Origin of the sequence: Salinibacterium sp. TMP30, assembly GCF_038397785.1 — a bacterium.
In the GTDB taxonomy this organism is placed as follows: Bacteria; Actinomycetota; Actinomycetes; order Actinomycetales; family Microbacteriaceae; genus Rhodoglobus.
The window spans coordinates 2,555,233-2,579,731 of sequence record NZ_CP151642.1 but is presented as its reverse complement, the minus strand read 5'-3'; the positions used below and the strand labels follow the sequence as shown (position 1 = coordinate 2,579,731).

The following is a 24,499-nucleotide window of genomic DNA, read 5'->3' as shown; positions in this document are numbered from 1 at the left end:
GGTCGCATCACATCCGTTCTAGAGCGCCGGTGCGTTGCACAACGACAAGGTAAATGACGACGAAAGCGATCGGCACTAGCGAGAACGCGGCGGCGATCGGAGGGTTGAGGTTGATGTTGGAGGCGATGATGCTTCCGATCATCTGGGTTGAGCCGCCCACAAACTTGGCGGCGATATAGTCACCGAGGCTGAGCGAGAACGTGAAGATCGAGCCGGCGATGATGGCTGGCTTGATAAGAGGAAGCACGACGGTGCGAATCGTGAACCCGGCACCCGCGCCGAGGTCGGATGATGCGTCAAACAGGTTTGGTGGCAACTGCCGGATCGCGGTGTACACGGGCACCGCCATGTACGGCAACCACAGGTACGTGAGGGTCAGCACGACGGTGACGAGGCTAAAGCCGGGGCCGCTGATGCCGAGGGGGCCGAGCATCGAGTTGAAGAAGCCTTCTTCAGTGAAGGTGATGCGCATGGCCAAAATTTTGACGAGGTAGCCGGCCCAGAGCGGGAGGGTGATGGCGACGGCCAGAATGGCGCGCAGTTTGGGCGACGCGACCTTAGCCATGAAGATACCCAGTGGAACCGAGATCAGGATGCTGAGCACCGTGACCGCGAGGGCGATACCGAGAGTGCGCAGCGAGGTCGACGCGTATGCGGGGTTCGCGATGATCTGCTCAAAGTTGCGCAGAGTAAAGCCGGGCTTCACCTTCGACGTGAAGGGGTCGGTCACCCAGAACGCCGTCACGAGAAGCATGATGAGCGAGAAAATATAGATCCCGATGAGCCACAGCATGGGCAGCGCCAGCAGTGCCGAGAGTTGCGCGCGGCGATTCATGGTGTTCCGTTCGGTTGGGGGGTGAAGAGGTAGAGGGGCGGGTTGGTGAAGCCCACCCCTCTGGTCAGTTAGCTAGCCTTTGACAGTGAGCCAGGCATCCGTCCACTGCTGGAAGTTCGTGCAAGTGACGTCAGTGCGACCATCGATGCACTGCTCGATGGGGGTGGTCCAGAACCAGACATTGCTGAAGTACTCTTCGTCGGTTGCGTTGAAGTACTCGCAGTGTGCGGCTGCTTCGTCGCTCGTTTCGCAGAAGGCACCGTTGGCGGGAGCCATACCGAAGTTCATGGCGATTGCACCGTTAACTTCAGCTTCGCTCGTGTAGTCAACCCAGGCGTAAGCACAGTTGGGTGACTTCGACTCAGTCGCGATCATCCAGGCGTCTGACCATCCGGTCGAACCCTCTTCAGGAAGAACGCTCTTGAATTTCTCGTCTTCCGTCAGCTTGCGCAGGATCTCCCATGAGGTACCGATTGTGCTGGTTCCACCGGCAAACGACGTGATCTGTGCGGCGGGGTCAGCCCAGTACTCGGAGACGATCTTGTTCTGCTGCTGAAGCAGATTGATCGCAGCATCGAGCTGAGTCTGGTCGAGCGCATACGGGTTGGTGATGCCGAGGTCAGGCTCGTGAGCCATCAGGTACACGGCGGCGTCAGCGATGTAGATCGGTGCATCATAGGCGATGATCTGCCCGGCATAGGGGCTGTCGGCCTCCCACGCCACATCCCAGCTCGTGGGTGCTTCGGTGACAACTTCACTGTTGTACTGAAGGATGTTGGCTCCACGGCCGATCGGAACACCGTAGGACTTGCCGTTGATCGTGTCGTAGATCTGACCTTTCATGCCTTCCACGATGTCGTCACCGAAGTTGGGAACGAGGTCGAGGTTGATGGGCTGAACATCGCCACCCGCAATGAGGCGAAGGCTGGCGTCACCCGAAGCGGAGACGACGTCGTAGTCGCCCGTGCGCATGAGCTGAACCATTTCGTCACTGGTGCCGGCAACACGGCGGTTGACAGTGCATCCGGTCTCGGCGGTGAATTCGTCGGTCCAGGCTGGCTCCACGAAGCCACTCCACGCGACGATGTTGACTTCGCTTTCCATCTCGCCCAGCTCTTCGAGCATGGGAACGTCAGGAACGTCGATCGAGAGGCCGCCGGTGGCGGTGCCGTCAGTCGCGGCCGTACAGCCGGTGAGGGTGAGAGCAGCAACAGCAAGGAATGCTGCGCTGGTCATGATCTTGGATCTCATGGTGTCTCCTTTGTGATTGTTGTATGTGGTGCGTTCTGTGGGTGACTCTGGATGCGGCTGGCCCGGTTGTGCCGGTAGCGCCGGTCGTGCGGGGGTGGTTGGTTAGCCGATGCGAGAGGCGTGGTCTTTTGTCCACTCGACGCGCACCCGATCTCCGCGAGCGAAGGCGGATTCGGCGGAGGGGTGGTGGTCGTTGGCGCGTTCGGCGATGATGCGAACGCCTCCTTCGGTGTCGACGAGGAATCGGGTGGTTGGCCCGGTGTAGACCGTTTCGGAGATCGTGCCGAGTAGCGAGATTGCGCCGGCGCTCGCCGCAGAGTCGGCAGCACGGAGGCGCACGCGCTCGGGCCGCACGCTCGATTGAGCGCCATCGCTTGAGAGTTCAGCGGGGACGAGATTGGAAAGCCCCAAGAACTGGGCGACGAACTCGGTGGCAGGAAACTCGTAGACCTCGCGAGCGGTGCCTACCTGCTCGATTCGCCCCTTGTTGAAGACGGCGACACGGTCGCTGAGGGTTAGCGCTTCTTCTTGGTCGTGGGTGACGAAAATGAAGGTGATTCCAACATCGCGCTGGATCTGTTTGAGCTCAATCTGCATTTCTTCGCGGAGTTGCTTGTCGAGGGCGCCGAGCGGCTCGTCGAGAAGGAGAACTTGGGGGCGCAAGATGAGCGCGCGGGCTAGGGCGATGCGTTGCCGTTGGCCACCGGAAAGCTGGTGGGGAAGGCGGTCAGCCACGGCAGATAGTTGAACTTGCTCGAGGGCGAGGCCAACTTGAGCGGCACGTGTGGTGCGGTCGACTCCGGCAACGCGAAGGCCGTAGCCAACATTCTCGGCGATGGTCAGGTGCGGGAAAAGCGCGTAATCCTGAAAGACGGTGTTCACTTGGCGGGCGTGCGGTGGCACGTCGGTTACGTCGGTGCCCGAGAGGTGGATGCTGCCGCTCGTGACGTTCTCGAAGCCTGCGATCATCCGCAGCACGGTCGTCTTGCCCGAGCCGGACGGACCGAGCATTGAGAGGAACTCCCCTGGCTTGACGTCGAGGTTGAGCGCTTCGACTGCAGTGAAGTCGCCGAACTGTTTGGAGACCTCAGTGAGGCTTACTGCACCGGGCGCGGACAGGGAGTCCGATTCGGACGAGGCTTGCTGGGCGGACGCGTGCACGGTGGACTCCTTGGAACGACATTGATCACTGAGTGGATCTAAACCTATAGAACCAGAGTTCATATTTCAAGCGTGTGTCCAAATCGTCACAAATCAGCAACGGTTCAGTCGAACAGTGCGAGAATTGAGCAATGCACCCGTCCGAATCGACTGACGCGCCGGAACACCGTGCGGCAGTTGACAGCGACGCCGCACGATTCCGCGATGCCACGCGACCGGGCCGCCTCCATGGTTCTCTCTTTCAATCCATCGGTGATGCCGGCCGTGCGGAGCTTGTCGAGCGTCGCCTTGCCGGGGCAATCACTGGGGGACACCTCCGCGCGGGAGAACGACTTCCCTCAGAAAACGACCTCGCGCGCACCTTTGGGGTAGCGCCGACAACCGTGCGCGAATCGCTTCTTGCGCTGCGCAGCCAGGGACTCGTTGTCACTAAGCGCGGACGCAACGGAGGCAGTTTCGTTGCAGACTCCGCCGACCCTGTGGCACACGCACGAACCGCCTTGGCCGAAACTTCTCGCCTCGCGTTGCGCGATTTGGGCGCCCACTATTCGGCCATCACCGCCGCCTGTGTTCGCCTTGCGGCCCGCCGCGCAGCGCCTTCAGAAGCGCAACAAATTCGTTCGCGCCTGGTGCGATTGGATGACACCGACCTTGCCCAATGGCGCAGCACCCTCGACGATGTTCAGGTCGAACTCGTCTCGCTGAGCCAGTCCGCGCGCCTAACTCGCGAGCAGATGCGACTGCAAGCAGAGATCTCTCCGCTCCTTCGGCTCATCGACGCCGAAAGTGACTCCCGCGCAACGCAGCATCAACTGCTCGTGACCGTGGTGGATGCTGTCGAAGCGGGCGATGACCAAGCTGCAGTGAATGCCACGGAACGCATGGTCGACAGTGTGATCAATGCGCTCATTGAACTTCAGTCCAAAAATCGGTGAACTAGCGGTGCATGCCATCCCGTGCGTAGGATGCGACAGATAGAACCACGCAACCAGCAGGCGAGGCACCCATGATTTCGACCGACAGCATCACCCCATGGTGACGGCAACCAGTGCGCAGGCGTCCGGAATCGCGGCGCAAACAACCGCGGCGCGCGCAGCCGAGATTGTCTCCGAGTACCTGAGGGGCCCGATCGAGACTCTGGATGCGACGGCAGCAGAGCTCGGAATGGAACTCGCCTCGTCACCGCACGTCGGCGCACTCTCGGCGCAGCGCCTCGATGCGCTAGTTGAACCGCATGCCCATCGCATCCTTGGGCTCCCCGACCCACAGATTTACGGCGCAGGATTCATCGCCGCAATCGGGCTGCTGACCGACGAACGAAATCACCTGTCATGGTGGCAGGGCGACGACCCCCGCAAGCTCCTGTTGGCCGCACAATCCGTAAACAAAGCACTCATCGATTACAGCGAACTTGAGTGGTTTCGAGTGCCGATGGAGACAGGCCGCGGACACGTTGCCGGGCCCTACGTTGACTACCTCTGCAGTGACGAATACACGATCACCGTCGCCGCTCCCGTGCACATTGGCGGCCGGTTCGTCGGTGTCGCCGGCCTCGATCTGCTGATCGATTCCGTCGAACGCCAACTGTTGCCCTTGCTCTCTGAACTCGGCGATAACGTCACCGTCATCAACAGCGTTGGTCGCGTAGTGGTCTCCACTAATCCGCGTCACGCTACCGGTGATGCTGTGCGCGGTGGGCCACTGGCAGATCTTCCGCGCACGCCGTGTGATGGGCTCGCGCTCGAGATCATCGCCGAATAGTTCCTCTAGCCGGCCCGAATTCACGAATGATGTGCACTTTCGTCGTCGACGAGATGTCGGATGCGAAACGGTTCCCGACTGTTCTTGGTGATCTTCTCGGAGATCACGCCGAGGCGGTTAACGGGCTCTTCGAGCGGTTTGAGCATGCTCGCGCGGTGGATGCTCCGAACCGTTATGAAGCAGCCGGATTCACGGTGCACGGCAGCATCCTGGTTGCCTCTGGACGGCCAGCGGTCACGACAATGTGGAGGGACCCGACTCCGTGCAGGTAGTCGCCGAACTAGATTTACCTGCTGCTCAGCGCATGTGGGCCCAGTATTCGATGAGCCGTCCGGAGTTTGTCGCACTGTGTGCTGAGTACACGGTTGAGCATTTTGGCGACTCCGGGCTGTTGGCTGATGCGCTCTTGCGCGAAGTGACCCACGGTTCCAAGCGCGCCACGTCGGAGCTAGGCGCCGAGTTCATAGCGAGAGGTGAGTCGATTCCTCGGGTTGGATCCCACTGGATTGCCTGCGATAGTGCCGGAACGCCGACGGTGATCTTGCGTACGACCGAGTTGAGGTTGGGGCCTTTCGATTCTGCGGATGAAGCATTTGCTTGGGATGAGGGTGAAGACGATCGGTCGTTGGACAGTTGGCGCACGGAACATCGCAAATATTGGAACGGGGGTGTGCCGCTCGCGGTGCGGTGTGGGATGAAAGCGACGAGATCGTATTCGAACGGTTTAGTGTCGTTTGGCCTCCGGAACACGCCGACCCACGCGATCAGCACGCCGGCTGCGGTAAGTTCCATTTGCGATTTCGTTAATCCGAAGACGTCGACGCGGGTTGTTCCAGTCCTAGGAATGGATCGAGTGCGCGGGTGTATTCATCGACCTGCCCGGTCGGCACGACTGTGGCGCCGTATCCGAAGCTGATGCTGGCCACCGGCCATCCGAACCTTTTCGCCTCATTCACCGCGTCGCCGGTCGGGTCTAGCGCCCCGTCTTGGATCGTGATGAATATCCATTGCACGCCGTCGGTCGCGGTACCTGCCCACCGCCAGCACTGTTCACCGGTGTCGCCGCACCATTCGCGTTCATCGTCGAGCACGAACTTTCCGAGCCCCGCATCCTGCGTGACTTGGCTTGCTGCATCGAGAACCCGCTGCCATTCGCTCGACATTGGGGCTCCGTCTGATGAGAAGTCGCAACAGTTAACCGTGGTGAGAATTGAGTCTCCGCCGTACCCATTGTCGTCCTGGGGGTGCCAGTTATTGTCAGCGAACCAGTCCCGTTCGGGTTCGCCGGAGGTCAGCGCGAACCCGGAAGTGTCAGCAATCACGGTCTGCAATTGCTCGACCAGCTCGCGTGCGCCGGGCTCCAGCTCTGCCTGATCCGGGTACCCGAGTAGGTTCTCTCCGTCGTATCCTTCGTACGCGGGGTAGTTGACCCAGTCCACCGTGACCTCGGTGCCTGTCTCGTCGGTGTTGGTGGTCGTTGGGGAGGGCGTGAAACCGAGGATGCTGCACCCGCTGAGCAGGAGAGCAAAAGCGATCAGGAGCACGGCATAAGTACGCATCGCCAAAGTCTCGCACGGCGGGCGAAGGGTTTGACGGGACCGGGAAGGCAGCGGTCACTGCCGGCTACACCGGCTTCGACCCAGCGTCCCCAAACGGGATCGCAGTCGTTGAGGTCGTTCGCCGTTTGAGGATGCCCGGGGAGCTAGTTCCGCCGGATTGGGGCGACGCCGTTGGTGCGATCGGTCTGGTGCAGATCGCGAATCATGCGCGCGAGCAGCTCCGGCTTCTCCACGATGAGCCCGTGGGTGGCGCGGGGGACGACCGCCAGCTCGGCGTCTGGGAGTGCGTCATACATCTGTACCAAATGATCGAATCTGACCTGATCATCGTCGCCAACCACGATAAGCACCGGCACCGCGAGCGTCTCGAGTTGAGTGGGCGACACATCCGGCTCACCGCGATGGAGTTCTGCGGCCTTGTCGACGACGATTGGCCAGTGCAGTGCGCCGTCTGGCGAGACTTCCGCATAGGCGTCTGACATGAATTGCGGCGGATCACCGTCTAGCACGCCATCGAGCCAGCCGGTGAAATGGTAGGCGGCACCGCCGAACACGAGCGTTCGCGTCAAGTCGGGACGCCGCAAAGCTAAATGGAGGCCGACGATAGCCCCATCGCTCCATCCCACGATGTGAGCGCTGGGGATCTCAAGCTGGTCGAGTACTGCCGCAACGGCGTCCGCCATGCCCGCGAACGACCACGGATCGTCGGTGTCAGCGGAATGACCGTGGCCGGCTCGATCAATGAGTATTTGCCGGTATTCGGGCAACTCATTTTTCAGCGCAGTCATCGCCCGTGAATCAGTGCCACCGGGATGGAGAAACACCAGTGGTTCACCGTCGCCTGAGTCGGAGAGCCAAAGAGGAGTAAAAGACATGTATCGATCCTAAGGTCCTTATGGCTGGCCGGCTCGATTTTTGATCCTGCCCAGACGATATGTGCGCGGCGCTCCGGATGAGCCGTCGAAGGTTCGTCGCCCAGCTGCGTCAAGCTAAGGACATGGAGTCGCAGTAAGGCAAGATCTTGCGTAAGCAGTCGCCAACACTTCCCTCTTCCTGTCGGCGCAACCCGCCTCAACCCGCCTCAACCCGCCTCAACCCCATCAACCCCATCAACGAATTGGAGCACACCATGCGCCAGCCCGTCACCAGCCCCACCGCGGCTGCGGTTGGGCCCTATAGCCACGGCATCGATGCCAGCGGATTGGTGTTTTGTTCGGGGCAGACCCCATAGATCCCGCAACCGGCAAGCTCGTCGACGGCGGCATTGAGCGGCGAACTCAGCAGTGCTTCGACAATCTCTTCGGCGTGCTTGCCGCCGCTGGACTCGGGCCCGACGATGTGGTGAAAGTCAACGTTTTCCTCACTGACATGAATGACTTTGCCGCGATGAACGAGATCTACGCGGCCCAGTTCAGCGAACCGTTTCCGGAGCGCACGACGATCGGGGTCGCGTCACCCCCGCTAGGGTCCAACATCGAAATCAAACTCATCGCACAGCGCCCATGATCTCCAACTCGAACGACTTTCTCCGCACAACTAGCTACTCGCGCACCGAAACCGGAATGGGTCGCGGCTTCAGTATCTTCTCAAGATCGCAGGGCTGGCATTAGCTGGCATATTTCCCAGATGGGCGCATGGGGGACAGATGTCTTCGCTAACGACACTGCGGCGGACATCCACAGTGAGTACCGTGAATACCTCGAAGACCGGATACCGGATGCGGAAGTAACTCGACTCGTCATCGAGTCATTCGCTCATCTTCGACCCAATGACATGGGGGAGCTGCGGGTAGCCCTAGCCGCTGCGCAGACTCAGGTTGGCCGACTGGACCCGGAAGTAAAGACGGCTGCGCTGGCAGCGATTGATCACGGCGCGGGCCTTGAGTTGTGGGCTGATGCGGGTTCGCCGCACTAGCGAAGCGTGTCGCGGTCCTCCAGAAACTGCGCGACCAGCTGACCGGACCGCAGTCGGCGCCCAAGAAACTCCGCCCACCATGGCGTCACGATGAGACGGAGTTGACGGCGGGGGACGTGCTTGCCTACACAGCGACAAATAATCGGATGGCACTGTTTCGTGTTGCTGACACTCAGCGCTCGCGGCTCGGAGATTTTCCATACCTCGAATGGTTGGACCGGCCCGGGCGAAAGGTGCCGCGAGCGTGGCGGCCGGTGCGGCTGAAGCCGATCCGAGAATCAGCAACAGTGTCGATGCCTGAACGTCCCCTCATCTACAACGTCACTCGGTTCCGAAAGAGTGAATTGGGCTGGCGGGCCTTGAGCCTACAAACCGAGAAACACCTCGACCTGGGTTGATCGAGCCGACGGTTGTGCATTATCTACGCCAAGCAACACCGGCACGATCGGTTCCGCCGTTGTGGAAGGGCCGAATGCAGGCGAGCAGGTCAGCGCTGGCGGTCGAGAGGGATGTGGAAATCTTGCGCGAGTTCGTAACGGCCTGCGTTACGCAGACCAGAGACGATCCACGGGCATCACGTGCAAACGGTCCTCAAATGTGTAGGACCGCTCTCCCAGATATAAAGCCACTCCTGCGATGAAAGCCACTCCTGCGATGAAAGCGTCTCCTACTTTGTCACGCAATTTTTGCGCAGAGGAGAGAAGCTTTCACCGGGGACTCGACTTCCTGCTTTGACTTCGAACGCGATGATTGCGCCGTCGTCGCGTTCGATAACAAGGTCGACCTCATCGTGGTCGTGGGTTCGCCAGTGCCCGATCCCTGCGATTCCGTCCATCCACGACGCTTCTCGTTGTAGTTCTCCGACGACGAATGTCTCAAGGAGGTGCCCGAACTCAGTCAGCGATGTGGCGTCGCGGCGGGCCAGTTTCTCAGGGGTGAGGCGTAGCAGTCGTGCTGCCACGCCCGAATCGATGATGTGGAGTTTAGGCGTGGCGGCGATTCGTTCATCGAGCGTGATGTCAGCTGCAGCGCTGGCGATGTTGAGCACTTGGGCTGTTTGGCTGGTAAGCCTCCCCAAAAGGCGAGGCAGCATGGCGGATTGTCTGATGTTGGACAGTTCCCGAGCGTCGCGTTCGAGCGCCATCGGTAACCCGCCGTGGGCAATGCGTTGTATGTACTCGTCGCGGGTCGTCTTCGGCGTGGGCGCTTGTATTGCGGTCGCGGGGGAGGAGAAGAGGGTTGCGACGAGGCTGCTGGTGTGCCCCTCGATCTCTGCCTGTGCCAGAGGATAGATGGTGATCCGGTTCAGCCGCCCGGTCAACGACTGCGCCGTTTGGGGCAACGCACAGTGTCGGGTTGACCCGGCCAAGAGGAAACGGCCCGGACGTGTGCTCTTATTGAGTTGGGCTTTGATCGCATCCAACACTAGAGGTGCTTTCTGGTGTTCGTCCACACACACCGGGGGCGTGCCCGCCATGAATAGCCCCGGGTCCGCCAGGACGGCGTCTCGGGTCGCTAAATCATCCAGATCGATGACCTCCGCATTGTGGGCATCAGCCAAAGATTTCAGCAAGGTGGACTTGCCCACGGAACTGGGGCCTTCCAGCAGAACCACTGGCTCTTCGGTCATCCGTTCGCGAATTACGCTGATGGCCCGGCGTTCTACGGATTTCGAGGCACTTGAGCTGCGGATTCCGAACCAGCCGGGCTGCGGATTTCGAACCAGTCGGGCTGCGGATTTCGAGGGGCACGGCATGCGGAATTCGTCGATGCGCGCGATGCCGCAGATTCCTGTCCGAAGTCGGTGAGTGGCTTCGGGGTTGAATTACTCCCGCACCGACACCGTCACGGTGAACTTGCTGTTGCGTCCGGCCTGGCGGGTGGGGCCGACGGTGCGGTTCAGGTAGTCGCGGTACCCAAGGTGGGTGTTGAAAACTACCCACAGTTCTCCGCCGGGTTTGAGCACGCGGCGTGCGTCAGCCAGCATCCGCAAAGCAACGCCGGCATGCACAGTCGCGCCCGTGTGGAACGGCGGATTGCACACAATCAGATCAGCACTGGCCGTCGGCCGTTCGGTGAGGGCATCTTCGCGCGCGGCCTCAACGCGCGCTCCGACACCGTTCGCGTCGGCTGTTTCGCGGGTCGACGCCACGGCGGCACTGGACTGGTCAACGGCAACCACGCGCAGGTCGGGGCGGACAAGAGCGAGAGAGACGGCGAGCACCCCGGTGCCGCTGCCCAGGTCGACAGCGGTGGCGGCGTCCGGTTTCATCTCCGGTAGGAACGTCAACAGGAAGCGGGTGCCCATGTCGAGGGCGGCGCCGGCGAAAGCACCACCGTGGGCGCTAACCGTCAGTTCATCGACGGGAAGCTCGGGTTCGCGCAGCACCGACATCATCGGGTAGCGAGCCTCGATAGCGCCGCGTCGCGCGCCCAGCGAGGTGAGGGTGCGCGATTTTTGGCGGGCACGACCGGCGTTCACATCATCGAAGGAACGCGCCAGCACCTCGTTCATCGCCAACGTCATGTGCTTGATGCGGCCACCCGAAATAACCACCACGTCAGGCGACGCGAAGCGGGCAATGGCCTGAGCCCACTCATCCAGCTCGGCCAGACTGCGCGGCAACTGCATCAACACCAGGCGGGCGCCCTCGAGCAACTCGGCGCCCAGCGTGTGTGAACTGTAGCGTGGGGCAATATCGCCCGCGTTCTCGGCCAGAGCCAGCTCCGACACCAGGGAATCCTGGAACACGCGGATGCGGCGGCAGTCGTACACGGTAGCCGCGCCCAGAGTGAGCGCCCCATAGTTGTCACCCATCACCACCAGTTCACCCGGTTGGATGTCGGTCAACTGCGGAGCAGCCTCATCAAGAATGAGGCGGTCGCTGGCATCCACCGCAAAAAGGTTAGGAGCTTCCACGTCGGGCCAGCGTCGCAAAGTGGCGAACAGGTGCTCAGACATGGGGGCTCTTTCGGTGGCGCGGCGCCGCAGAAAAGCTGAGCGGCTGAGGCCAATCGTAGCCGAGCACCCCGCAGCAGCCCCCCGCGTTAACCCAGAAAGCGAGCAGCCCCGGCACTAGTGGGGCCACTCGCTCACGGGAATCTAGTTGTAGCCGCGCGTGATGTGCGGCTCGTCAACGCACAGAGGGCATTCCACGATGTGCGCCGACGGGATGCAGTTGCACATTAGCTATTGGGTACGAGCGTGTACTTGGTGGAGAGGTACTCGTGGATACCCTCCGAGCCACCCTCGCGACCGATACCGGACTGCTTGACACCACCGAAGGGGGCGGCTGCGTTGGAGATGACTCCAACGTTGAGGCCCATCATTCCGGTGTCGAGGGCGTCAATCATCCGATTCCCTCGAGCCAAGCTTTCGGTGAACACATAGGAGATCAGACCATATTCGGTGTCGTTGGCAATTTTCACGGCGTCAGCTTCGTCGGTGAACTCAACGATGGAGACGACCGGTCCGAAGATTTCTTCACGGAGGATGTCGCTGTCGGCCGGAACGCTGCTGACAATAGTGGGCTCATAGAAGCTTCCCTCGCCCGCGACGCGCTTGCCGCCGGCGACGAGGGTTGCGCCGCGCTTCACGGCATCCTGAACCAACTCGTCAGCCTTGTCGACTGCCTTGTCATTGATGAGCGGGCCGATGTTGACGCCGTCTTCGGTGCCGCGACCGATCTTCATGTCGGCGACGCGGGCGGCGACCTTTTCGGCGAACTCGGCCGCAACTGAGCTGTGCACAATAAAGCGGTTTGCTGCGGTGCAGGCCTGGCCGATATTGCGGAACTTCGCTGCAATCGCACCGTCAACGGCCTTGTCGAGGTCGGCATCGTCGAAGACAACGAACGGGGCGTTGCCACCGAGTTCCATCGACGTGCGCAGAACGTTTTCGGAAGCCTGCTTGATGAGTGCCTTGCCCACCGGGGTCGAGCCGGTGAACGAGAGCTTGCGCAGGCGCGAGTCGGCGATAATCGGCTCCGACACGGCAGACGAGCTGGAGGTCGTCACAACGTTGAGCACACCGGGGGGAAGGCCAGCCTCCTCGAACAGCTTCGCAAGGAACAGGGTGCTGAGCGGAGTGAGTGCTGCAGGCTTCACGACGACCGTGCAGCCGGCGGCCAGCGCTGGAGCAATCTTGCGGGTTGCCATCGCGAGCGGGAAGTTCCACGGCGTAATCAGGAAGCTGGGCCCCACCGGGCGTTGCGACACAATCATGCGGCCGGTGCCCTCAGGGGTATCGCCGAAGCGACCCGAAATACGCACGGCCTCTTCACTGAACCAGCGCAAGAACTCGCCGCCATAGGTGACCTCGCCGTTGGCCTCCGCGAGCGGCTTGCCCATCTCGAGTGTCATGAGTAGGGCGATGTCATCGCGGTGCTTCTGCACGAGATCGAAGGTGCGACGCAGAATCTCACCACGCTCACGAGCGGGGGTTGCGGCCCACGAATCCTGAGCAGCAACGGCCGCGTCGAGCGCCCGCATTCCGTCATCGGCTGAGGCATCCGAAATGCTGCGGATGACCTTTCCGGTAGCGGGGTCGGTCACGTCAAGCGTCTTGTTGCCTGAAGCTGCGACCCACTGACCGCCAATGAAGAGCTGATTCGGAACTGCTTCGAGAAGCTGGGTTTCGGTGGAGTTAGTCATGCGGGGTGCACCTTTCAGGTTGATGAAAACGGCGACGCTAGTCAATCAGCGCTAGCTGAACTTCGGCTTGGCGCGGCGTGTGGCAATGCTGGGTGGGGAGCGTGAGCTAAGCGTTGGCGAGCGCGTCGCGAACGACGTCGAGGCCGTCAGCGATCAGCTCATCGGAGATCGACAGCGGCGGCAGGAAGCGGATGACGTTTCCGTAGGTTCCACAGGTCAGCAGGATGACGCCGGCGGCGTGCGCTGCAGCCGCAACTTTCGAGGTGAGGGCGGCGTCGGGTTGCTTCGTGGTGGGGTCGACGAGTTCCATGGCGATCATGGCTCCTCGGCCGCGTACGTCTCCGATGCGGGGGTCGCCGGCACGGAGTCCGTTGAGGCGGCCACGGAAGATTGTTCCGATCTCGCGGGCGCGTTCGATTGCGCCACTTTCTTGGAAGGTGCGGATGGTAGCGAGCGCTGCCGCGCAGGCGATGGGGTTTCCGCCGTAGGTTCCTCCGAGGCCACCAACGTGGGCGGCATCCATGACGTCGGCGCGTCCGGTGACGGCTGAGAGGGGGAGTCCGCCGGCGATGCCTTTGGCGGTCACCATGATGTCGGGCACTAGGTTTTCGTGGTTGGAGGCGAAGAGGTCTCCGGTGCGAGCGAATCCGGTCTGAACTTCGTCAGCGATGAAGATCACGTTGTTGGCGGTGGCCCATTCGCTGAGTGCGGGCAGGAATCCGGGGGCAGGTTCGATGAATCCACCTTCACCCTGGATGGGCTCAATGATGATTCCAGCGAGGTTGGCTGCGCCGATCTGCTTTTCGATCAGCAGGATTGCCCGTGCGGCTGCTTCTTCGCCGCTGATTCCGCCATCGCGGAACGGGTACGACATGGGGGCGCGGTAGATCTCGGAGGCGAAGGGTCCGAAGCCACTCTTGTACGGCATCGACTTGGCGGTGAGGCCCATCGTGAGGTTGGTGCGGCCGTGGTAGGCGTGGTCGAAGGCGACGATGGCTTGCTTGCCGGTGAAGTAGCGGGCGATCTTTACGGCGTTCTCGACGGCTTCGGCGCCCGAGTTGAAGAGGGCGGTGCGCTTCTCGTGGTCACCGGGGGTGATCTCGTTGAGCTTCTCGGCAACTTCGATGTAGCTTTCGTAGCCGTTGACCATGAAGCAGGTGTGGGTGAACTGGGCGACCTGCTGGGTGACGGCTTCCACGACGGCGGGGGCCGCGTTGCCGACACCGGTCACAGCGATGCCGGAACCGAAGTCGATGAGAGTGTTGCCGTCAACGTCACGTACGACTCCGCCGCCGGCGGCTTCAACGAACACGGGGAGTGTGATGCCGATTGCGGCTGCGACGGACTGCTTCTTGCGCTCAAGCAGTTCGAGCGAGCGGGGTCCGGGAATTGCCGTGACGAGCTCACGCTTTTGCGTGAGGGTGGGGCCGCCGATCGGGGCCGTGGGGGCAAGGGAAGAAGTAGTCATGGCCACCGATATCCAATCTGTGAAGAATGCGTTTGGATCAACCTAGTCTGCGGATGCTGGCGAGAATAGTGGCAGATTGGCCCGTCTATAAGGTTTTAGTGCCACAATGGCACAAGGAGGTTCGACCATGCCAACATCGCTCTGGGACATCGTCTCAACGCCTCACCTAGCGTTGCACCCGCTCACTCCGCGAACGACGTTCGACTGCTCAGTGAACTGGGTGCACAACTCTGACCTCGACGACCCAACACCCTTTCTTGCCGAGGGCCAACTGCTGCTGACTACCGGCCGCCAATTCGTCGATAACCCCGAGCCAGACTTCGATTGCTACGTTGCCCGACTCACGGCGGCGGGCGTTGCCGCTCTCGGTTTCGGAACCGAAGTCATCACCCACGGTGTTCCCGTCGGGCTCGTCACAGCGTGCGCCGCCGTCGGGCTACCGCTCTTCGAGGTGCCGTACCGAATACCGTTCATCGCCATCAGCCGACTCGTCGCCGATAACGAAGCCGAACAGACCAGAGCGGGATTCGACCGCGCGCTCGCCGCCCAGAACGACATCGCTCGTGCCGCCGTGGGCAAAGGGCGGTTGAGCGCTGCAACGGCCAGAGCCGCCGAACACCTCGACTGCCAAGTCTGGCTCTTCGATGCCGATGGCGAAGTCGTGAGCGACCGCCCCGAAAACAGCGCGTCAGAGTGCCCGGCCGACGTGCGCTCGTCAGTGGATGAACTCTTGGGCCGAGCCCGCCGAGCCCGCGTTGCCGACGACACCCCTGGTGAGCACCGCATTATTCAGACCCTGGGGCCGAGCGGTCAACTGTGCGGGGCGGTGGCGTGGTCGCGCGACACAGAATTCGATTCCCTCGATCGTTCGGTCATGACTGTTCTTGCAGCGCTCGCCGAGGTGTCGCTTGAGCAGACGGAGAACCAGCGCGTCGGGCATCGCGCGATTCTCGAACAACTGTTTCAGCTGCTCAAAGACGGGCGTGTGGATAGCGTTCGTCGCGCCGTGCGGGTCGCCGGTATCGAACTTCCCGACACGCGTTTCGCAGTCGCCGCGCTCGATCTGAACGACACCAGTGCGAGCGTTCGCGACGTACTTGAGCGACGGGCGGCACGCCCCGAAAGCAGATTCTTTGCGGTTGCGGATGGTCGGCACCTGCTTGTGCTCATTGATGCAAGCCAACTGGTTGCCGAGCGCCGCTTCTTCGACATCAACCATCTCACCGTTGGGCTGTCGGCTGAAGTTGGGTGGGACGAACTCACCGTTGCGATCACTCAGGCGGTGCGTTCCCTTGAGGCGGCACCGCCCGGTAGCATCACCGAATTCGCTAAGCTTGTTGGCCAAAGCTTCTTTGGGCTTCTCGCATCGAGTTCTGTTGCCGATATCGCCCATGCGCGCCTCGCGAGTGTCATCGAGTCACACGAGGGATTGGGTCTGCTGCGATTCGCGCAAGTTTGGCTTCGCCACAATGGGCAGTGGGATCCGGCGGCACGCGAATTGGGCATCCACCGACACGGTCTCAAAACCCGCATGCAGCGACTTGCTGAGCTAACAAACCTGAGCCTCGACAGCTTCCAAGGCCGTGCCGAATTGTGGGCAATGTTGGCGGCAATCGACCTCAATGAAAAATCTTGACTTCCAACTCACAGGATTTCGGATGTAGCCTACGAACGAATCTCGGCGGCGTCGCCGGTCATTTTCGAACAGCGAGGAGCCTCTCATGAAGACCTATCAGTTGATCAATCCCTACACCGGCGAAGAGGGCACGGCACACCCCGCCGTTGGCGCCGAAGCGATCGAGCAGATCGTCGCCGCAGCACACTCTGAATATGCGGGCGGAATGAACCGTGATCAGGTAAAAGAGCGTGCCGCAATCGTCACGCGAATTGCCGATCTTCTTGCCGAGCGCTCGGCCGAATTCGGCGAAATTATCGTGCGCGAAATGGGCAAGCCACTGGCTCAAGCCGTGGGAGAAGTTGAATTCTCGGCCGACATTTTCCGGTACTTCGCCGACAACGCTGAAGAGTTCCTCGCCGATGAGCAAATCTCCGCCGGTTCCGGCACCGCCTGGATTCGCAAGAGCCCCATCGGCCCCATCCTGGGAATCATGCCATGGAACTTTCCTATCTACCAGATCGCCCGTTTTGCCGGCCCCAGCATTGTGCTCGGCAACCCCGTTTTGGTGAAGCCAGCCCAGCAGTGCCCAGAGTCATCTGCCGCGCTTGAAGCTCTCATCCATGAGGCCGGTTTGCCGATCGGTGGCTACCAAAACGTGCTCGCCGATAACGACCAAATCGCGAAGATGGTTGAGGACCCCCGCATCCAGGGAGTCTCGCTCACGGGCTCCGAGCGCGCGGGAGGCATTGTTGGCGCGGCCGCCGGTGCGAACCTCAAGAAGAGCGTGCTCGAATTGGGCGGCTCAGACCCGTTCATCCTGATGTCGACAGACGACATGGATGCCACAGTCGAGGCCGCAGTTGCAGCGCGTATCGATAACAACGGTCAGGCCTGCAACGGGGCAAAGCGCTTTGTCGTGATCGACTCGCTTTACGAAGAATTCGCGGAGAAATTCAGCGCCGCAATGGGCGCGATCACCGTGGGCGACCCCATGGACGAGGGCACCGAACTGGGCCCGCTCTGCTCGGTGGACGCTGCGAAGAACTTGGAAGAACAGGTCACTGAAGCGGTCGCCGCTGGCGCAACCCTCCGCGTCGGAACCGGCAAGCGCGACGGCACGAAGTTTGCCCCCGCCGTGTTGGAGAACATCAGCCCCGAGAACCCTGCATACAGCACAGAGTTCTTCGGTCCGGTGGCCCAGTTGCACCGCGTGAGCAGTGAAGAAGAGGCAATCGAGCTGGCCAACGCAACACCGTTTGGGCTTGGCTCGTACGTGTTCACGACGGATGCCGCTCAGGCTGACCGCATCGCTGACGGCATCGACGCCGGCATGGTGTACATCAACGAGGTGGGCGCGGATGCTCCCGAGCTGCCATTCGGTGGAGTCAAGAACTCCGGCACCGGTCGCGAGCTTGGCTCTCACGGTATTGACGAGTTTATGAACCGCAAGCTCGTCAAGCGCCCATAGCGCCTGAGGCTGCACTTTCGAACCACCCCGCGTCTCGTATGAGCGCGGGGTGGTTCTCTGTGAGCGCGCTGTATTTCGCTAGCCATGCGCATACTCCCCGGTATAAACTTGAGTCGACTTAACTCAACTTTTGTGGAGGGTTTGCAATGGCAAACATGCAGGGTGCCCCAAGTACTGACGAAGAGCAAGAGAGTGCTCTCGAGAAGTACGGTGTCAATCTCACGGAGATCGCACGAAGTGGCAAGTTGGACCCGGTAATCGGGCGCGATTCAGAGATCCGCCGCGTTAGCCAAGTATTGACTCGGCGCACCAAGAACAACCCTGTGCTCATCGGCGAACCCGGTGTAGGTAAGACTGCCGTTGTCGAGGGTCTCGCCCAGCGCATCATCGCTGGTGACGTCGCCGATTCGCTCAAGGGCAAGCAACTCATTTCTCTCGACCTTGCTGCTCTGGTTGCCGGCGCAAAGTACCGAGGCGAATTCGAAGAGCGACTCAAAGCAGTGCTCAAGGAGATCAAAGAGTCTGACGGTGAGGTCATCACCTTTATCGACGAACTCCACACCCTCATGGGGGCGGGTGGCGGAGAAGGTTCTGTTGCTGCATCCAACATGCTCAAGCCGATGCTTGCGCGCGGAGAGTTGCGTCTGATAGGTGCAACCACTCTCGACGAATACCGCCAATACATTGAGAAAGATGCCGCTCTCGAACGACGCTTTCAGCAAGTGTTCGTTGGCGAGCCATCGGTCGAAGACACTGTTGCAATCCTGCGCGGCCTGAAAGAGCGCTACGAAGCGCACCACAAGGTCGCGATTGCCGACTCAGCGCTCGTTGCTGCCGCAACCCTCAGCAACCGCTACATCTCCGGGCGCAAACTTCCCGACAAAGCCATTGACCTGATCGATGAAGCTGCCAGCCGCCTCAAGATGGAAATTGACTCCTCGCCCGTCGAGATCGACCAGTTGAAGCGTGCCGTCGACCGGCTACGCATCGAAGAATTGGCTCTCAAAAAGGAGAAAGACGACGCGTCTAAAGCTCGCCTTACGAAACTGCGCGAAGACCTTACTGTGCAAAGCAAGAAGCTCAGTGAACTTGAAGCGCGCTGGAAGATCGAGAAGGCGAGCCTCACCGGTGTTGGTGACCTCAAGACGCGCCTCAACGACGCTCGAATTGAGCTCGACCGGGCCATGCGCGACGGCGCATACCAGAAAGCATCCAAGCTTAACTACGAGACCATCCCCTCAATCGAGGAGGCAATTGCGACGGCAGAGAGTAACGAGCCGACAGGTCCGCGGATGGTCAACGATCAGGTGACGGAAGAAGACATCGCCGCCGTTGTCGCCGCCTGGACTGGCATCCCCGTTGATCGCCTTACCGAGGGCGAAACGGAAAAGTTGCTCCACCTCGAAGCCGAACTGGGCAAGCGTCTCATCGGGCAACGAGAGGCAGTGCAGGCCGTCTCCGAAGCGGTGCGCCGCACGCGAGCCGGGATCTCCGACCCCGACCGTCCGACTGGCTCGTTCCTCTTCCTTGGCCCGACCGGCGTCGGCAAGACCGAGCTTGCTAAGGCGCTCGCGCAGTATCTCTTCAACGACGAAAAAGCGCTCGTTCGGATCGACATGAGTGAGTATGGGGAGAAGTTTTCCGTCTCACGACTCGTGGGCGCCCCTCCCGGATACATTGGATATGAGCAAGGCGGGCAGCTGACGGAAGCGGTGCGACGTCGGCCGTATTCGGTGATCCTGCTCGATGAGGTAGAGAAAGCGCATCCCGAAGTCTTCGATGTTCTCTTGCAGGTGCTCGATGACGGACGCCTCACCGATGGCCAGGGTCGCACGGTCGACTTTCGCAACGTGATCCTAATCTTGACCAGCAATTTGGGCAGCCAGTTCATTACCGAGCAGGCACTGCCTTGGGAGGCGCGCAAAGATGCGGTGCACGATCTTGTGCGCAAATCGTTCAAGCCCGAGTTCATCAACAGGCTCGACGACATCGTCGTGTTCCAGCCGCTGTCGACCGATGACCTCAGTCAAATCGTTGAGCTCGACATCGACCGGCTGAGTAAGCGCCTTACCGACCGCCGCCTCCAGTTGGCAGTGACTCCGGATGCGCGCACGTGGCTTTCCGAACGCGGCTACGACCCGATCTATGGTGCGCGTCCGCTGCGCAGGCTCATGCAGCGCGAGATTGACGACAGGCTCGCGAAAGCGTTGCTTGCTGGTGACATTCGCGATGGAGATACCGTGCTTGTGGCGCTCGCATCAGATGGCGACGCCCTAGTGGTGTCGCGAATGAAGCCCGAAGAAACTGAGGCTTAGGCTACCGAGAAGCTGCCGCCACCCAGAAGCTCCGGCCACCGAGAAACCTAGTGGCCGGAAGCGGCGACCTTCGCGCCACGACTACAGGAACATGGGCCGATCGTCGTCGTTCTCGGTGTCGATCGCGAGGTCGACGACAACAGGAACGTGGTCGCTTGGTCCGTCGCCCTTGCGCTCTTCCCGGTGAATTGATGCACCGGTGATGAGCTCGTCAAACCGTGGCGAGCCCAGAATGAAGTCGATGCGCATGCCCTCGTTGCGCGGAAACCGGAGCCGCTGGTAGTCCCAGTAGGTGTATCCCTCGATGCCGCGACTGCGCAGCGCATCAATGAGACCGGAATCTCCAAACGCCGTAAAAGCGGCGCGCTCGGGTGCGCTCACATGGGTCTTCCCCTCGAACGCCGCAATGTCCCACACGTCGACGTCGAGTGGTGCAATATTGAAGTCACCCATGAGGGCGAGTGGTTGTTCGGGGTTATCGCGCATCCAGTTGCTTGCTTGCGTGGCGAGATTGGCCAGCCACTCCAGCTTGTATGGGTAGTGCGGGTTGTCGAGTTCTCGGCCATTGGGAACGTACAGGCTCCACAAGCGGGCACCCTCGACGGTGACTCCGAGAGCGCGTGCCTCGATGGGAATCGTGCCGTCGTCGAGCGGCTTACCGAAGCCGGGTTGGGTGTCGAAACCGATGCTGACGTCATCCATGGGCAGTCGACTGGCGAATGCGACCCCGTTCCACTGGCTCAGGCCGTGGAGTTCTACCTCGTAGCCCGCGTCGGCGAACGCGTCATGAGGAAACTGCTCGGGCTTGCACTTGATTTCTTGCATTGCCAGAACGTCAATGTCTTCCCGAAGCATCCAATCAACGACGCGACTGACGCGGGTTCGAATTGAATTCACGTTCCATGTAGCAATACGCATATGTCAACGCTAATAGGTCTACCCCCGGATTGGGCAACGCATGGGTATTGTGTACTCGTGACCGACGCCAAGCAGCAGCTCATTGACTTCATTTCCGCCGATGCCGTCTTCCATGGCGACTTCACGTTGACCAGCGGCAAGCAGGCGAGCTACTACGTGGATCTGCGCCGCGTCAGCCTTGACCACCGCGTTGCTCCGCTGATTGGTCAGGTGATGCTTGATCTAATCGCTGACATCCCCGACGTGACCGCTGTTGGTGGGATGACGATGGGCGCTGATCCTGTCGCGGCGGCGATCCTTCACCAGGGTGCCGCCCGTGGCGCCAGCTATGACGCTTTCGTTGTGCGCAAGGAGCCCAAGGACCACGGCCGAGGCCGTCAGGTTGAGGGGCCTGAGCTTGAGGGCAAGCGAGTGATTGTGCTTGAGGATACGTCGACCACGGGCGGATCGCCCCTAGCTGCGATTGAGGCGCTGGAGAAGGTTGGCGCGATCATCGCCGGGGTTGCCGTCGTCGTCGATCGTGACACGGGCGCGAAAGAGCGCATTGAAGCGGCCGGCTACCCATATTTTTCTGCGATCGGGCTTGGTGATCTGGGACTGACCCCGTGACCCCGGGAGACCATTCTTCCGGCTCCGACGACGAGCAACAGCCGCACGAGCCTGCCTTCAGTTGGGGCTTGACGCCGACTGAACCCGAGCCTGAGTTGCCCGAACTCGTGCTGCCAGACAGCGAGCCGCCCGCAACCGAGCCGCCCGTCTCCGAGCCGCCCGCAACCGAGGCGCTCAACGTCGAGGACATGCCGACGGGTCTCATGGACGTCGCGGACATTCCCCAGGGCAGCTCAGATGCCAGCGATGTGCCCACTGCGGCGATCGACGCTGCCGACCTGCCGACTGCGGCAATTACCGCAGCTGACCTGCCCACGGCAGCCATGGACCTACCGACTCGGCGCCAACTCCGGATGCCTGCAGCAGTGGATTCTGATCTTGAGGGCGCAACCGAGATTATTGGTGCACACTCGGTGTCGGCTGCGGGGCCAGAAGATGAATCTGTCGAGCATGATGCCGTTGGTGCGCTCTTCGGCGACGAACAGTTTGTTGAGTACGAAGACCAACCGCGCGGAGCTCTGGTTCCCGCGGCGATCACCCGTCCGCGTGCACCTCAAGCGCCCCGTCCTCCCATTCCGCGCGGGCAGCTTTTCGCGATCTCTATCGCCACCGGACTTGTGGCGGCGCTCGCGCTCACCGCCCTCTTCTTGGCAGGCACACGGATTGGCGATTCGATTACTCCCGCTGCGGTCGCGACGCCGTCACCGACTGATACCGCAAGCGCAGCGCCGACGATTGGTCCGCTCCCCGGGGGAACCTATGCGTGGAACGAGCTCCTCGGTGGAGAATGTCTTGAGCCGTTCGATTCGGCGTGGCAAGACGAGTACACCGTCATCGAGTGTGCGCAACCGCACGCAGCGCAGCTTCTGAAACGAGGCCAGTTCGACGACGCAGTCTCGGCGCCTTTTCCGGAGGTTGACGACCTCGTATCCCGAACGACTTCCTTGTGCTCCACCGATGCGGTCATCAACTACGCGGCGGCCGAGTCTTTTGCTGATCTTGAACTGGTGGCAAGTTTCGCACCGACCGCCCAAAGTTGGGATGCCGGTCAGCGCGACTATTACTGCTTTGCTACCCGAAGCGGCAGCGAAGCACTCACGGAGTCTGTTGCGCAACCTCAAGTAGCTGCTGAAGCCGATGGCGAATAGCCGACGCTTGACCAGTAGAAGCTTGAGCAGCCCGCTCTATTTGTTGAGCAGGTCGGCCACGCTGTCGAGCACCTCGTGGGGACGGAAAGGGTAGCGGTCAATCTCTTTTTGATCGCTGATGCCTGTGAGCACCAGCACGGTGTGGAGTCCTGCCTCGATGCCGGCAACGATGTCGGTGTCCATGCGGTCACCGATCATTCCGGTGGTCTCGCTGTGCGCACCAATCTTGTTCAGCGCAGAACGGAACATCATCGGGTTCGGCTTTCCCACAATATAGGGTTGTCGGCCTGTGGCTTTAGTGATGAGAGCGGCCACGGCTCCCGTTGCGGGCATGGGGCCGTCTGCGCTGGGGCCGGTGGCATCCGGGTTAGTTGCAATAAACCGACTGCCGTTGCCGATCAGGCGAATCGCCTTGGTGATTGCTTCGAACGAGTAATTGCGGGTCTCGCCGATCACGACATAGTCAGGGTCGGTTTCGGTCATGATGAACCCGGCTTCGTGGAGAGCGGTGGTGATGCCGGCCTCCCCGATGACGAAGGCGCTGCCGCCCGGGACCTGTTCCTTCAAGAAATCTGCCGTTGCTAGCGCTGAGGTCCAGATGGCTGATTCTGGAACCTCGAGTCCCGACGCTCTGAGGCGCGCACTCAAGTCGCGCGGGGTGAAAATCGAGTTGTTGGTGAGCACCAGGTAGGGCTTGCCTTCTTCGCGCCACTGCTGCAACAGTTCTGCCGCGCCCGGCACCGGGTTGTTCTCATGAACGAGCACACCATCCATGTCGGTGAGCCAGCATTCGATTTCGCCGCGATTTCTCATGCGCTCATGTTAGCGAATACGGTCTCGTGGGAGAGACGACGGGCGATGATTTCGATCGCGGCCGGGTTCTGCTCGACGAGCACGACGCGCCGATGTAGTGCCTGCGCGACGGCCCCGGTCGTGCCACTGCCGGCGAAGAAGTCGAGCACCCAGTCGCCAGGCTGGCTGGATGCCTGAATGATGCGCCTCAGAATTCCTTCCGGTTTTTGGGTCGCGTAGCCGGTCTTCTCTTTGCCAGTCGGGGAGACGATGGTGTGCCACCAGACGTCCGTTGGCAGCTTGCCTCGCGCCGCCTTTTCGGCAGTGACGAGTCCCGGAGCCATATACGGTTCGCGGTCGACCTCTTCGTTGTTGAAGTAGTAGTTCTTCGGGTTTTTCACGTAAACGAGGATCGTGTCGTGTTTTGAGGGCCACTTCTTGGTGGCACGGGCACCGTAGTCGTAGGCCCAGATGATTTCGTTGAGAAAACTCTCGCGACCGAAAAGTGCGTCTAGGGCAACTTTCGCGTAGTGAACTTCGCGGAAATCAAGGTGTAGGTAGAGGGTGCCGCGGTCATCAAGCAGGCGCCAGGCCTCCTGGAGTCGGGGTTCGAGAAACTCCCAATAGTCGGCGAACCGGTCGTCGTACGAGTAGAGGGCGCCTTTGACGGTCTCGTAAGTGTTTCCCCCAAACCCGACCCGAGTACCATCCGTGGATCGTTTGGTCGCTATGCCCTGACGTGACTGTGTGCGACCCGTGTTGAACGGTGGATCAATGTAGATCAACCTGAAACTCTCGTCAGGGAGGGTACCGATCGCGTGGAGGTTGTCTCCGTGAACGACAAGATCGGGGCCATCAGGACTCCACATTGGCTGCATGCTCTGAGATTAACAGTCGTAGCGCTTGTGCTGCCGCGCCGGCCCGTCTAAGCGATGGGACGAGTGGTTCCACCCGTGCACTGGGGTGTTCCATTAGCACTCTTTCCTGAGGTTCTCGCCCCAGAGTTCGATTTCTTGTCTAGGGTTGAGG

At 61.0% G+C, this 24,499-nt stretch carries 22 protein-coding genes and 1 pseudogene; 11 read left to right on the top strand and 12 right to left on the bottom strand.

Features of this window, described 5'->3' with window-relative positions; all coding sequences use genetic code 11:
• Positions 1–7: 7 nt before the first annotated feature.
• From AADH44_RS12450 to AADH44_RS12440, 3 genes are all read right to left on the bottom strand, one after another.
• Positions 8–835, bottom strand: a complete 828-nt coding sequence (locus AADH44_RS12450; protein WP_341953182.1) for an ABC transporter permease — start codon at positions 833–835, stop codon at positions 8–10.
• A 72-nt stretch (positions 836–907) separates the two neighbouring features.
• A complete protein-coding gene (locus AADH44_RS12445; protein WP_341953181.1) occupies positions 908–2,086 on the bottom strand; it encodes an extracellular solute-binding protein in 1,179 nt (392 codons plus the stop codon).
• A gap of 102 nt (positions 2,087–2,188) precedes the next feature.
• Positions 2,189–3,247, bottom strand: a complete 1,059-nt coding sequence (locus AADH44_RS12440) for an ABC transporter ATP-binding protein (protein ID WP_341953180.1) — start codon at positions 3,245–3,247, stop codon at positions 2,189–2,191.
• Positions 3,248–3,378: 131 nt separating this feature from the next.
• Between AADH44_RS12440 and AADH44_RS12435 the strand changes: the two genes are divergently transcribed.
• The 4 genes and pseudogenes from AADH44_RS12435 to AADH44_RS12420 all read left to right on the top strand — a co-directional run bounded on the left by AADH44_RS12435 (position 3,379) and on the right by AADH44_RS12420 (position 5,815).
• The gene (locus tag AADH44_RS12435) at positions 3,379–4,182 is read left to right on the top strand and encodes a GntR family transcriptional regulator (protein WP_341953179.1); all 804 of its coding nucleotides are present in this window, start codon (positions 3,379–3,381) and stop codon (positions 4,180–4,182) included.
• Positions 4,183–4,279: 97 nt separating this feature from the next.
• Positions 4,280–5,008, top strand: coding sequence for a cache domain-containing protein (locus AADH44_RS12430; RefSeq protein WP_341953178.1), 729 nt, complete (start codon positions 4,280–4,282; stop codon positions 5,006–5,008).
• A 26-nt stretch (positions 5,009–5,034) separates the two neighbouring features.
• Positions 5,035–5,280, top strand: coding sequence for a hypothetical protein (locus AADH44_RS12425; RefSeq protein ID WP_341953177.1), 246 nt, complete (start codon positions 5,035–5,037; stop codon positions 5,278–5,280).
• Between the two features lie 32 nt (positions 5,281–5,312).
• A pseudogene (locus AADH44_RS12420) lies at positions 5,313–5,815 on the top strand (ASCH domain-containing protein).
• On the opposite strand, the gene AADH44_RS12415 reads toward AADH44_RS12420, so the two are convergent.
• Both AADH44_RS12415 and AADH44_RS12410 read right to left on the bottom strand, forming a co-directional pair.
• Positions 5,812–6,567 carry a hypothetical protein gene (locus tag AADH44_RS12415; RefSeq protein ID WP_341953176.1) on the bottom strand — a complete coding sequence of 252 codons (756 nt, stop codon included), beginning with the start codon at positions 6,565–6,567 and terminating at the stop codon, positions 5,812–5,814. The pseudogene AADH44_RS12420 and the gene AADH44_RS12415 overlap by 4 nt on opposite strands.
• A 143-nt stretch (positions 6,568–6,710) precedes the next feature.
• Positions 6,711–7,442 carry an alpha/beta hydrolase gene (locus AADH44_RS12410; protein WP_341953175.1) on the bottom strand — a complete coding sequence of 244 codons (732 nt, stop codon included), beginning with the start codon at positions 7,440–7,442 and terminating at the stop codon, positions 6,711–6,713.
• Between the two features lie 334 nt (positions 7,443–7,776).
• Here AADH44_RS12410 and AADH44_RS12405 point away from each other — a divergent pair, with 334 nt between their 5' ends.
• Complete coding sequence (locus AADH44_RS12405) at positions 7,777–8,073, top strand: Rid family hydrolase (protein WP_341953174.1); 297 nt, start codon at positions 7,777–7,779, stop codon at positions 8,071–8,073.
• A gap of 120 nt (positions 8,074–8,193) precedes the next feature.
• Positions 8,194–8,481, top strand: coding sequence for a DUF4259 domain-containing protein (locus AADH44_RS12400; protein ID WP_341953173.1), 288 nt, complete (start codon positions 8,194–8,196; stop codon positions 8,479–8,481).
• Between the two features lie 667 nt (positions 8,482–9,148).
• Here the strand turns inward: AADH44_RS12400 and AADH44_RS12395 are convergent.
• The 4 genes from AADH44_RS12395 to gabT all read right to left on the bottom strand — a co-directional run bounded on the left by AADH44_RS12395 (position 9,149) and on the right by gabT (position 14,602).
• Entirely contained in the window at positions 9,149–10,111 is a 963-nt protein-coding gene (locus AADH44_RS12395) for a DUF4143 domain-containing protein (RefSeq protein ID WP_341953172.1), read from the bottom strand.
• 195 nt (positions 10,112–10,306) lie between these two features.
• The gene (locus tag AADH44_RS12390; RefSeq protein WP_341953171.1) at positions 10,307–11,443 is read right to left on the bottom strand and encodes a methyltransferase; all 1,137 of its coding nucleotides are present in this window, start codon (positions 11,441–11,443) and stop codon (positions 10,307–10,309) included.
• A gap of 224 nt (positions 11,444–11,667) precedes the next feature.
• Positions 11,668–13,134, bottom strand: a complete 1,467-nt coding sequence (locus AADH44_RS12385; protein ID WP_341953170.1) for an NAD-dependent succinate-semialdehyde dehydrogenase — start codon at positions 13,132–13,134, stop codon at positions 11,668–11,670.
• Between the two features lie 106 nt (positions 13,135–13,240).
• Positions 13,241–14,602 (bottom strand): 4-aminobutyrate--2-oxoglutarate transaminase, encoded by a 1,362-nt coding sequence (gene gabT / locus AADH44_RS12380; RefSeq protein ID WP_341953169.1) that lies wholly within the window; start codon positions 14,600–14,602, stop codon positions 13,241–13,243.
• A 127-nt stretch (positions 14,603–14,729) separates the two neighbouring features.
• Between gabT and AADH44_RS12375 the strand changes: the two genes are divergently transcribed.
• The 3 genes from AADH44_RS12375 (at position 14,730) to AADH44_RS12365 (ending at position 20,003) form a co-directional block, all read left to right on the top strand.
• Positions 14,730–16,238: a PucR family transcriptional regulator gene (locus tag AADH44_RS12375; RefSeq protein WP_341953168.1), complete on the top strand. Its 1,509-nt coding sequence runs from the start codon at positions 14,730–14,732 to the stop codon at positions 16,236–16,238.
• An 85-nt stretch (positions 16,239–16,323) separates the two neighbouring features.
• Positions 16,324–17,688 carry an NAD-dependent succinate-semialdehyde dehydrogenase gene (locus AADH44_RS12370; protein ID WP_341953167.1) on the top strand — a complete coding sequence of 455 codons (1,365 nt, stop codon included), beginning with the start codon at positions 16,324–16,326 and terminating at the stop codon, positions 17,686–17,688.
• Between the two features lie 146 nt (positions 17,689–17,834).
• On the top strand, positions 17,835–20,003 hold the full coding sequence (locus tag AADH44_RS12365; RefSeq protein WP_341953166.1) for an AAA family ATPase: 2,169 nt from the start codon (positions 17,835–17,837) through the stop codon (positions 20,001–20,003).
• An 81-nt stretch (positions 20,004–20,084) separates the two neighbouring features.
• On the opposite strand, the gene AADH44_RS12360 is transcribed toward AADH44_RS12365, so the two are convergent.
• Entirely contained in the window at positions 20,085–20,921 is an 837-nt protein-coding gene (locus AADH44_RS12360) for an exodeoxyribonuclease III (RefSeq protein WP_341953165.1), read from the bottom strand.
• A 57-nt stretch (positions 20,922–20,978) separates the two neighbouring features.
• On the opposite strand from AADH44_RS12360, the gene pyrE reads away from it, so the two are divergent.
• Positions 20,979–21,530, top strand: a complete 552-nt coding sequence (gene pyrE / locus AADH44_RS12355; protein WP_341953164.1) for an orotate phosphoribosyltransferase — start codon at positions 20,979–20,981, stop codon at positions 21,528–21,530.
• Complete coding sequence (locus AADH44_RS12350) at positions 21,527–22,678, top strand: septum formation family protein (protein WP_341953163.1); 1,152 nt, start codon at positions 21,527–21,529, stop codon at positions 22,676–22,678. Before pyrE ends, AADH44_RS12350 begins: the two co-directional genes overlap by 4 nt.
• A 36-nt stretch (positions 22,679–22,714) precedes the next feature.
• Here the strand turns inward: AADH44_RS12350 and AADH44_RS12345 are convergent, their stop codons facing one another.
• On the bottom strand, positions 22,715–23,491 hold the full coding sequence (locus AADH44_RS12345; RefSeq protein WP_341953162.1) for an HAD-IIA family hydrolase: 777 nt from the start codon (positions 23,489–23,491) through the stop codon (positions 22,715–22,717).
• Positions 23,488–24,348, bottom strand: a complete 861-nt coding sequence (locus AADH44_RS12340; protein WP_341953161.1) for a DNA methyltransferase — start codon at positions 24,346–24,348, stop codon at positions 23,488–23,490. The genes AADH44_RS12345 and AADH44_RS12340 overlap by 4 nt, the downstream gene beginning before the upstream one ends.
• Positions 24,349–24,499 lie beyond the last annotated feature (151 nt).

Bases quoted from the DNA above. Each gene is read 5' to 3' on its own strand.
- AADH44_RS12390 (WP_341953171.1), bottom strand. From the start codon at position 11,443: ATGTCTGAGCACCTGTTCGCCACTTTGCGACGCTGGCCCGACGTGGAA.
- AADH44_RS12345 (WP_341953162.1), bottom strand. From the start codon at position 23,491: ATGAGAAATCGCGGCGAAATCGAATGCTGGCTCACCGACATGGATGGT.
- AADH44_RS12435 (WP_341953179.1), top strand. From the start codon at position 3,379: ATGCACCCGTCCGAATCGACTGACGCGCCGGAACACCGTGCGGCAGTT.
- AADH44_RS12400 (WP_341953173.1), top strand. From the start codon at position 8,194: ATGGGCGCATGGGGGACAGATGTCTTCGCTAACGACACTGCGGCGGAC.
- AADH44_RS12410 (WP_341953175.1), bottom strand. From the start codon at position 7,442: ATGTCTTTTACTCCTCTTTGGCTCTCCGACTCAGGCGACGGTGAACCA.
- AADH44_RS12415 (WP_341953176.1), bottom strand. From the start codon at position 6,567: ATGCGTACTTATGCCGTGCTCCTGATCGCTTTTGCTCTCCTGCTCAGC.
- AADH44_RS12385 (WP_341953170.1), bottom strand. From the start codon at position 13,134: ATGACTAACTCCACCGAAACCCAGCTTCTCGAAGCAGTTCCGAATCAG.
- AADH44_RS12370 (WP_341953167.1), top strand. From the start codon at position 16,324: ATGAAGACCTATCAGTTGATCAATCCCTACACCGGCGAAGAGGGCACG.
- AADH44_RS12365 (WP_341953166.1), top strand. From the start codon at position 17,835: ATGGCAAACATGCAGGGTGCCCCAAGTACTGACGAAGAGCAAGAGAGT.
- AADH44_RS12375 (WP_341953168.1), top strand. From the start codon at position 14,730: ATGCCAACATCGCTCTGGGACATCGTCTCAACGCCTCACCTAGCGTTG.
- AADH44_RS12340 (WP_341953161.1), bottom strand. From the start codon at position 24,348: ATGCAGCCAATGTGGAGTCCTGATGGCCCCGATCTTGTCGTTCACGGA.
- AADH44_RS12360 (WP_341953165.1), bottom strand. From the start codon at position 20,921: ATGCGTATTGCTACATGGAACGTGAATTCAATTCGAACCCGCGTCAGT.
- AADH44_RS12450 (WP_341953182.1), bottom strand. From the start codon at position 835: ATGAATCGCCGCGCGCAACTCTCGGCACTGCTGGCGCTGCCCATGCTG.
- AADH44_RS12395 (WP_341953172.1), bottom strand. From the start codon at position 10,111: ATGACCGAAGAGCCAGTGGTTCTGCTGGAAGGCCCCAGTTCCGTGGGC.
- AADH44_RS12430 (WP_341953178.1), top strand. From the start codon at position 4,280: ATGGTGACGGCAACCAGTGCGCAGGCGTCCGGAATCGCGGCGCAAACA.
- AADH44_RS12425 (WP_341953177.1), top strand. From the start codon at position 5,035: ATGATGTGCACTTTCGTCGTCGACGAGATGTCGGATGCGAAACGGTTC.
- gabT (WP_341953169.1), bottom strand. From the start codon at position 14,602: ATGACTACTTCTTCCCTTGCCCCCACGGCCCCGATCGGCGGCCCCACC.
- AADH44_RS12445 (WP_341953181.1), bottom strand. From the start codon at position 2,086: ATGAGATCCAAGATCATGACCAGCGCAGCATTCCTTGCTGTTGCTGCT.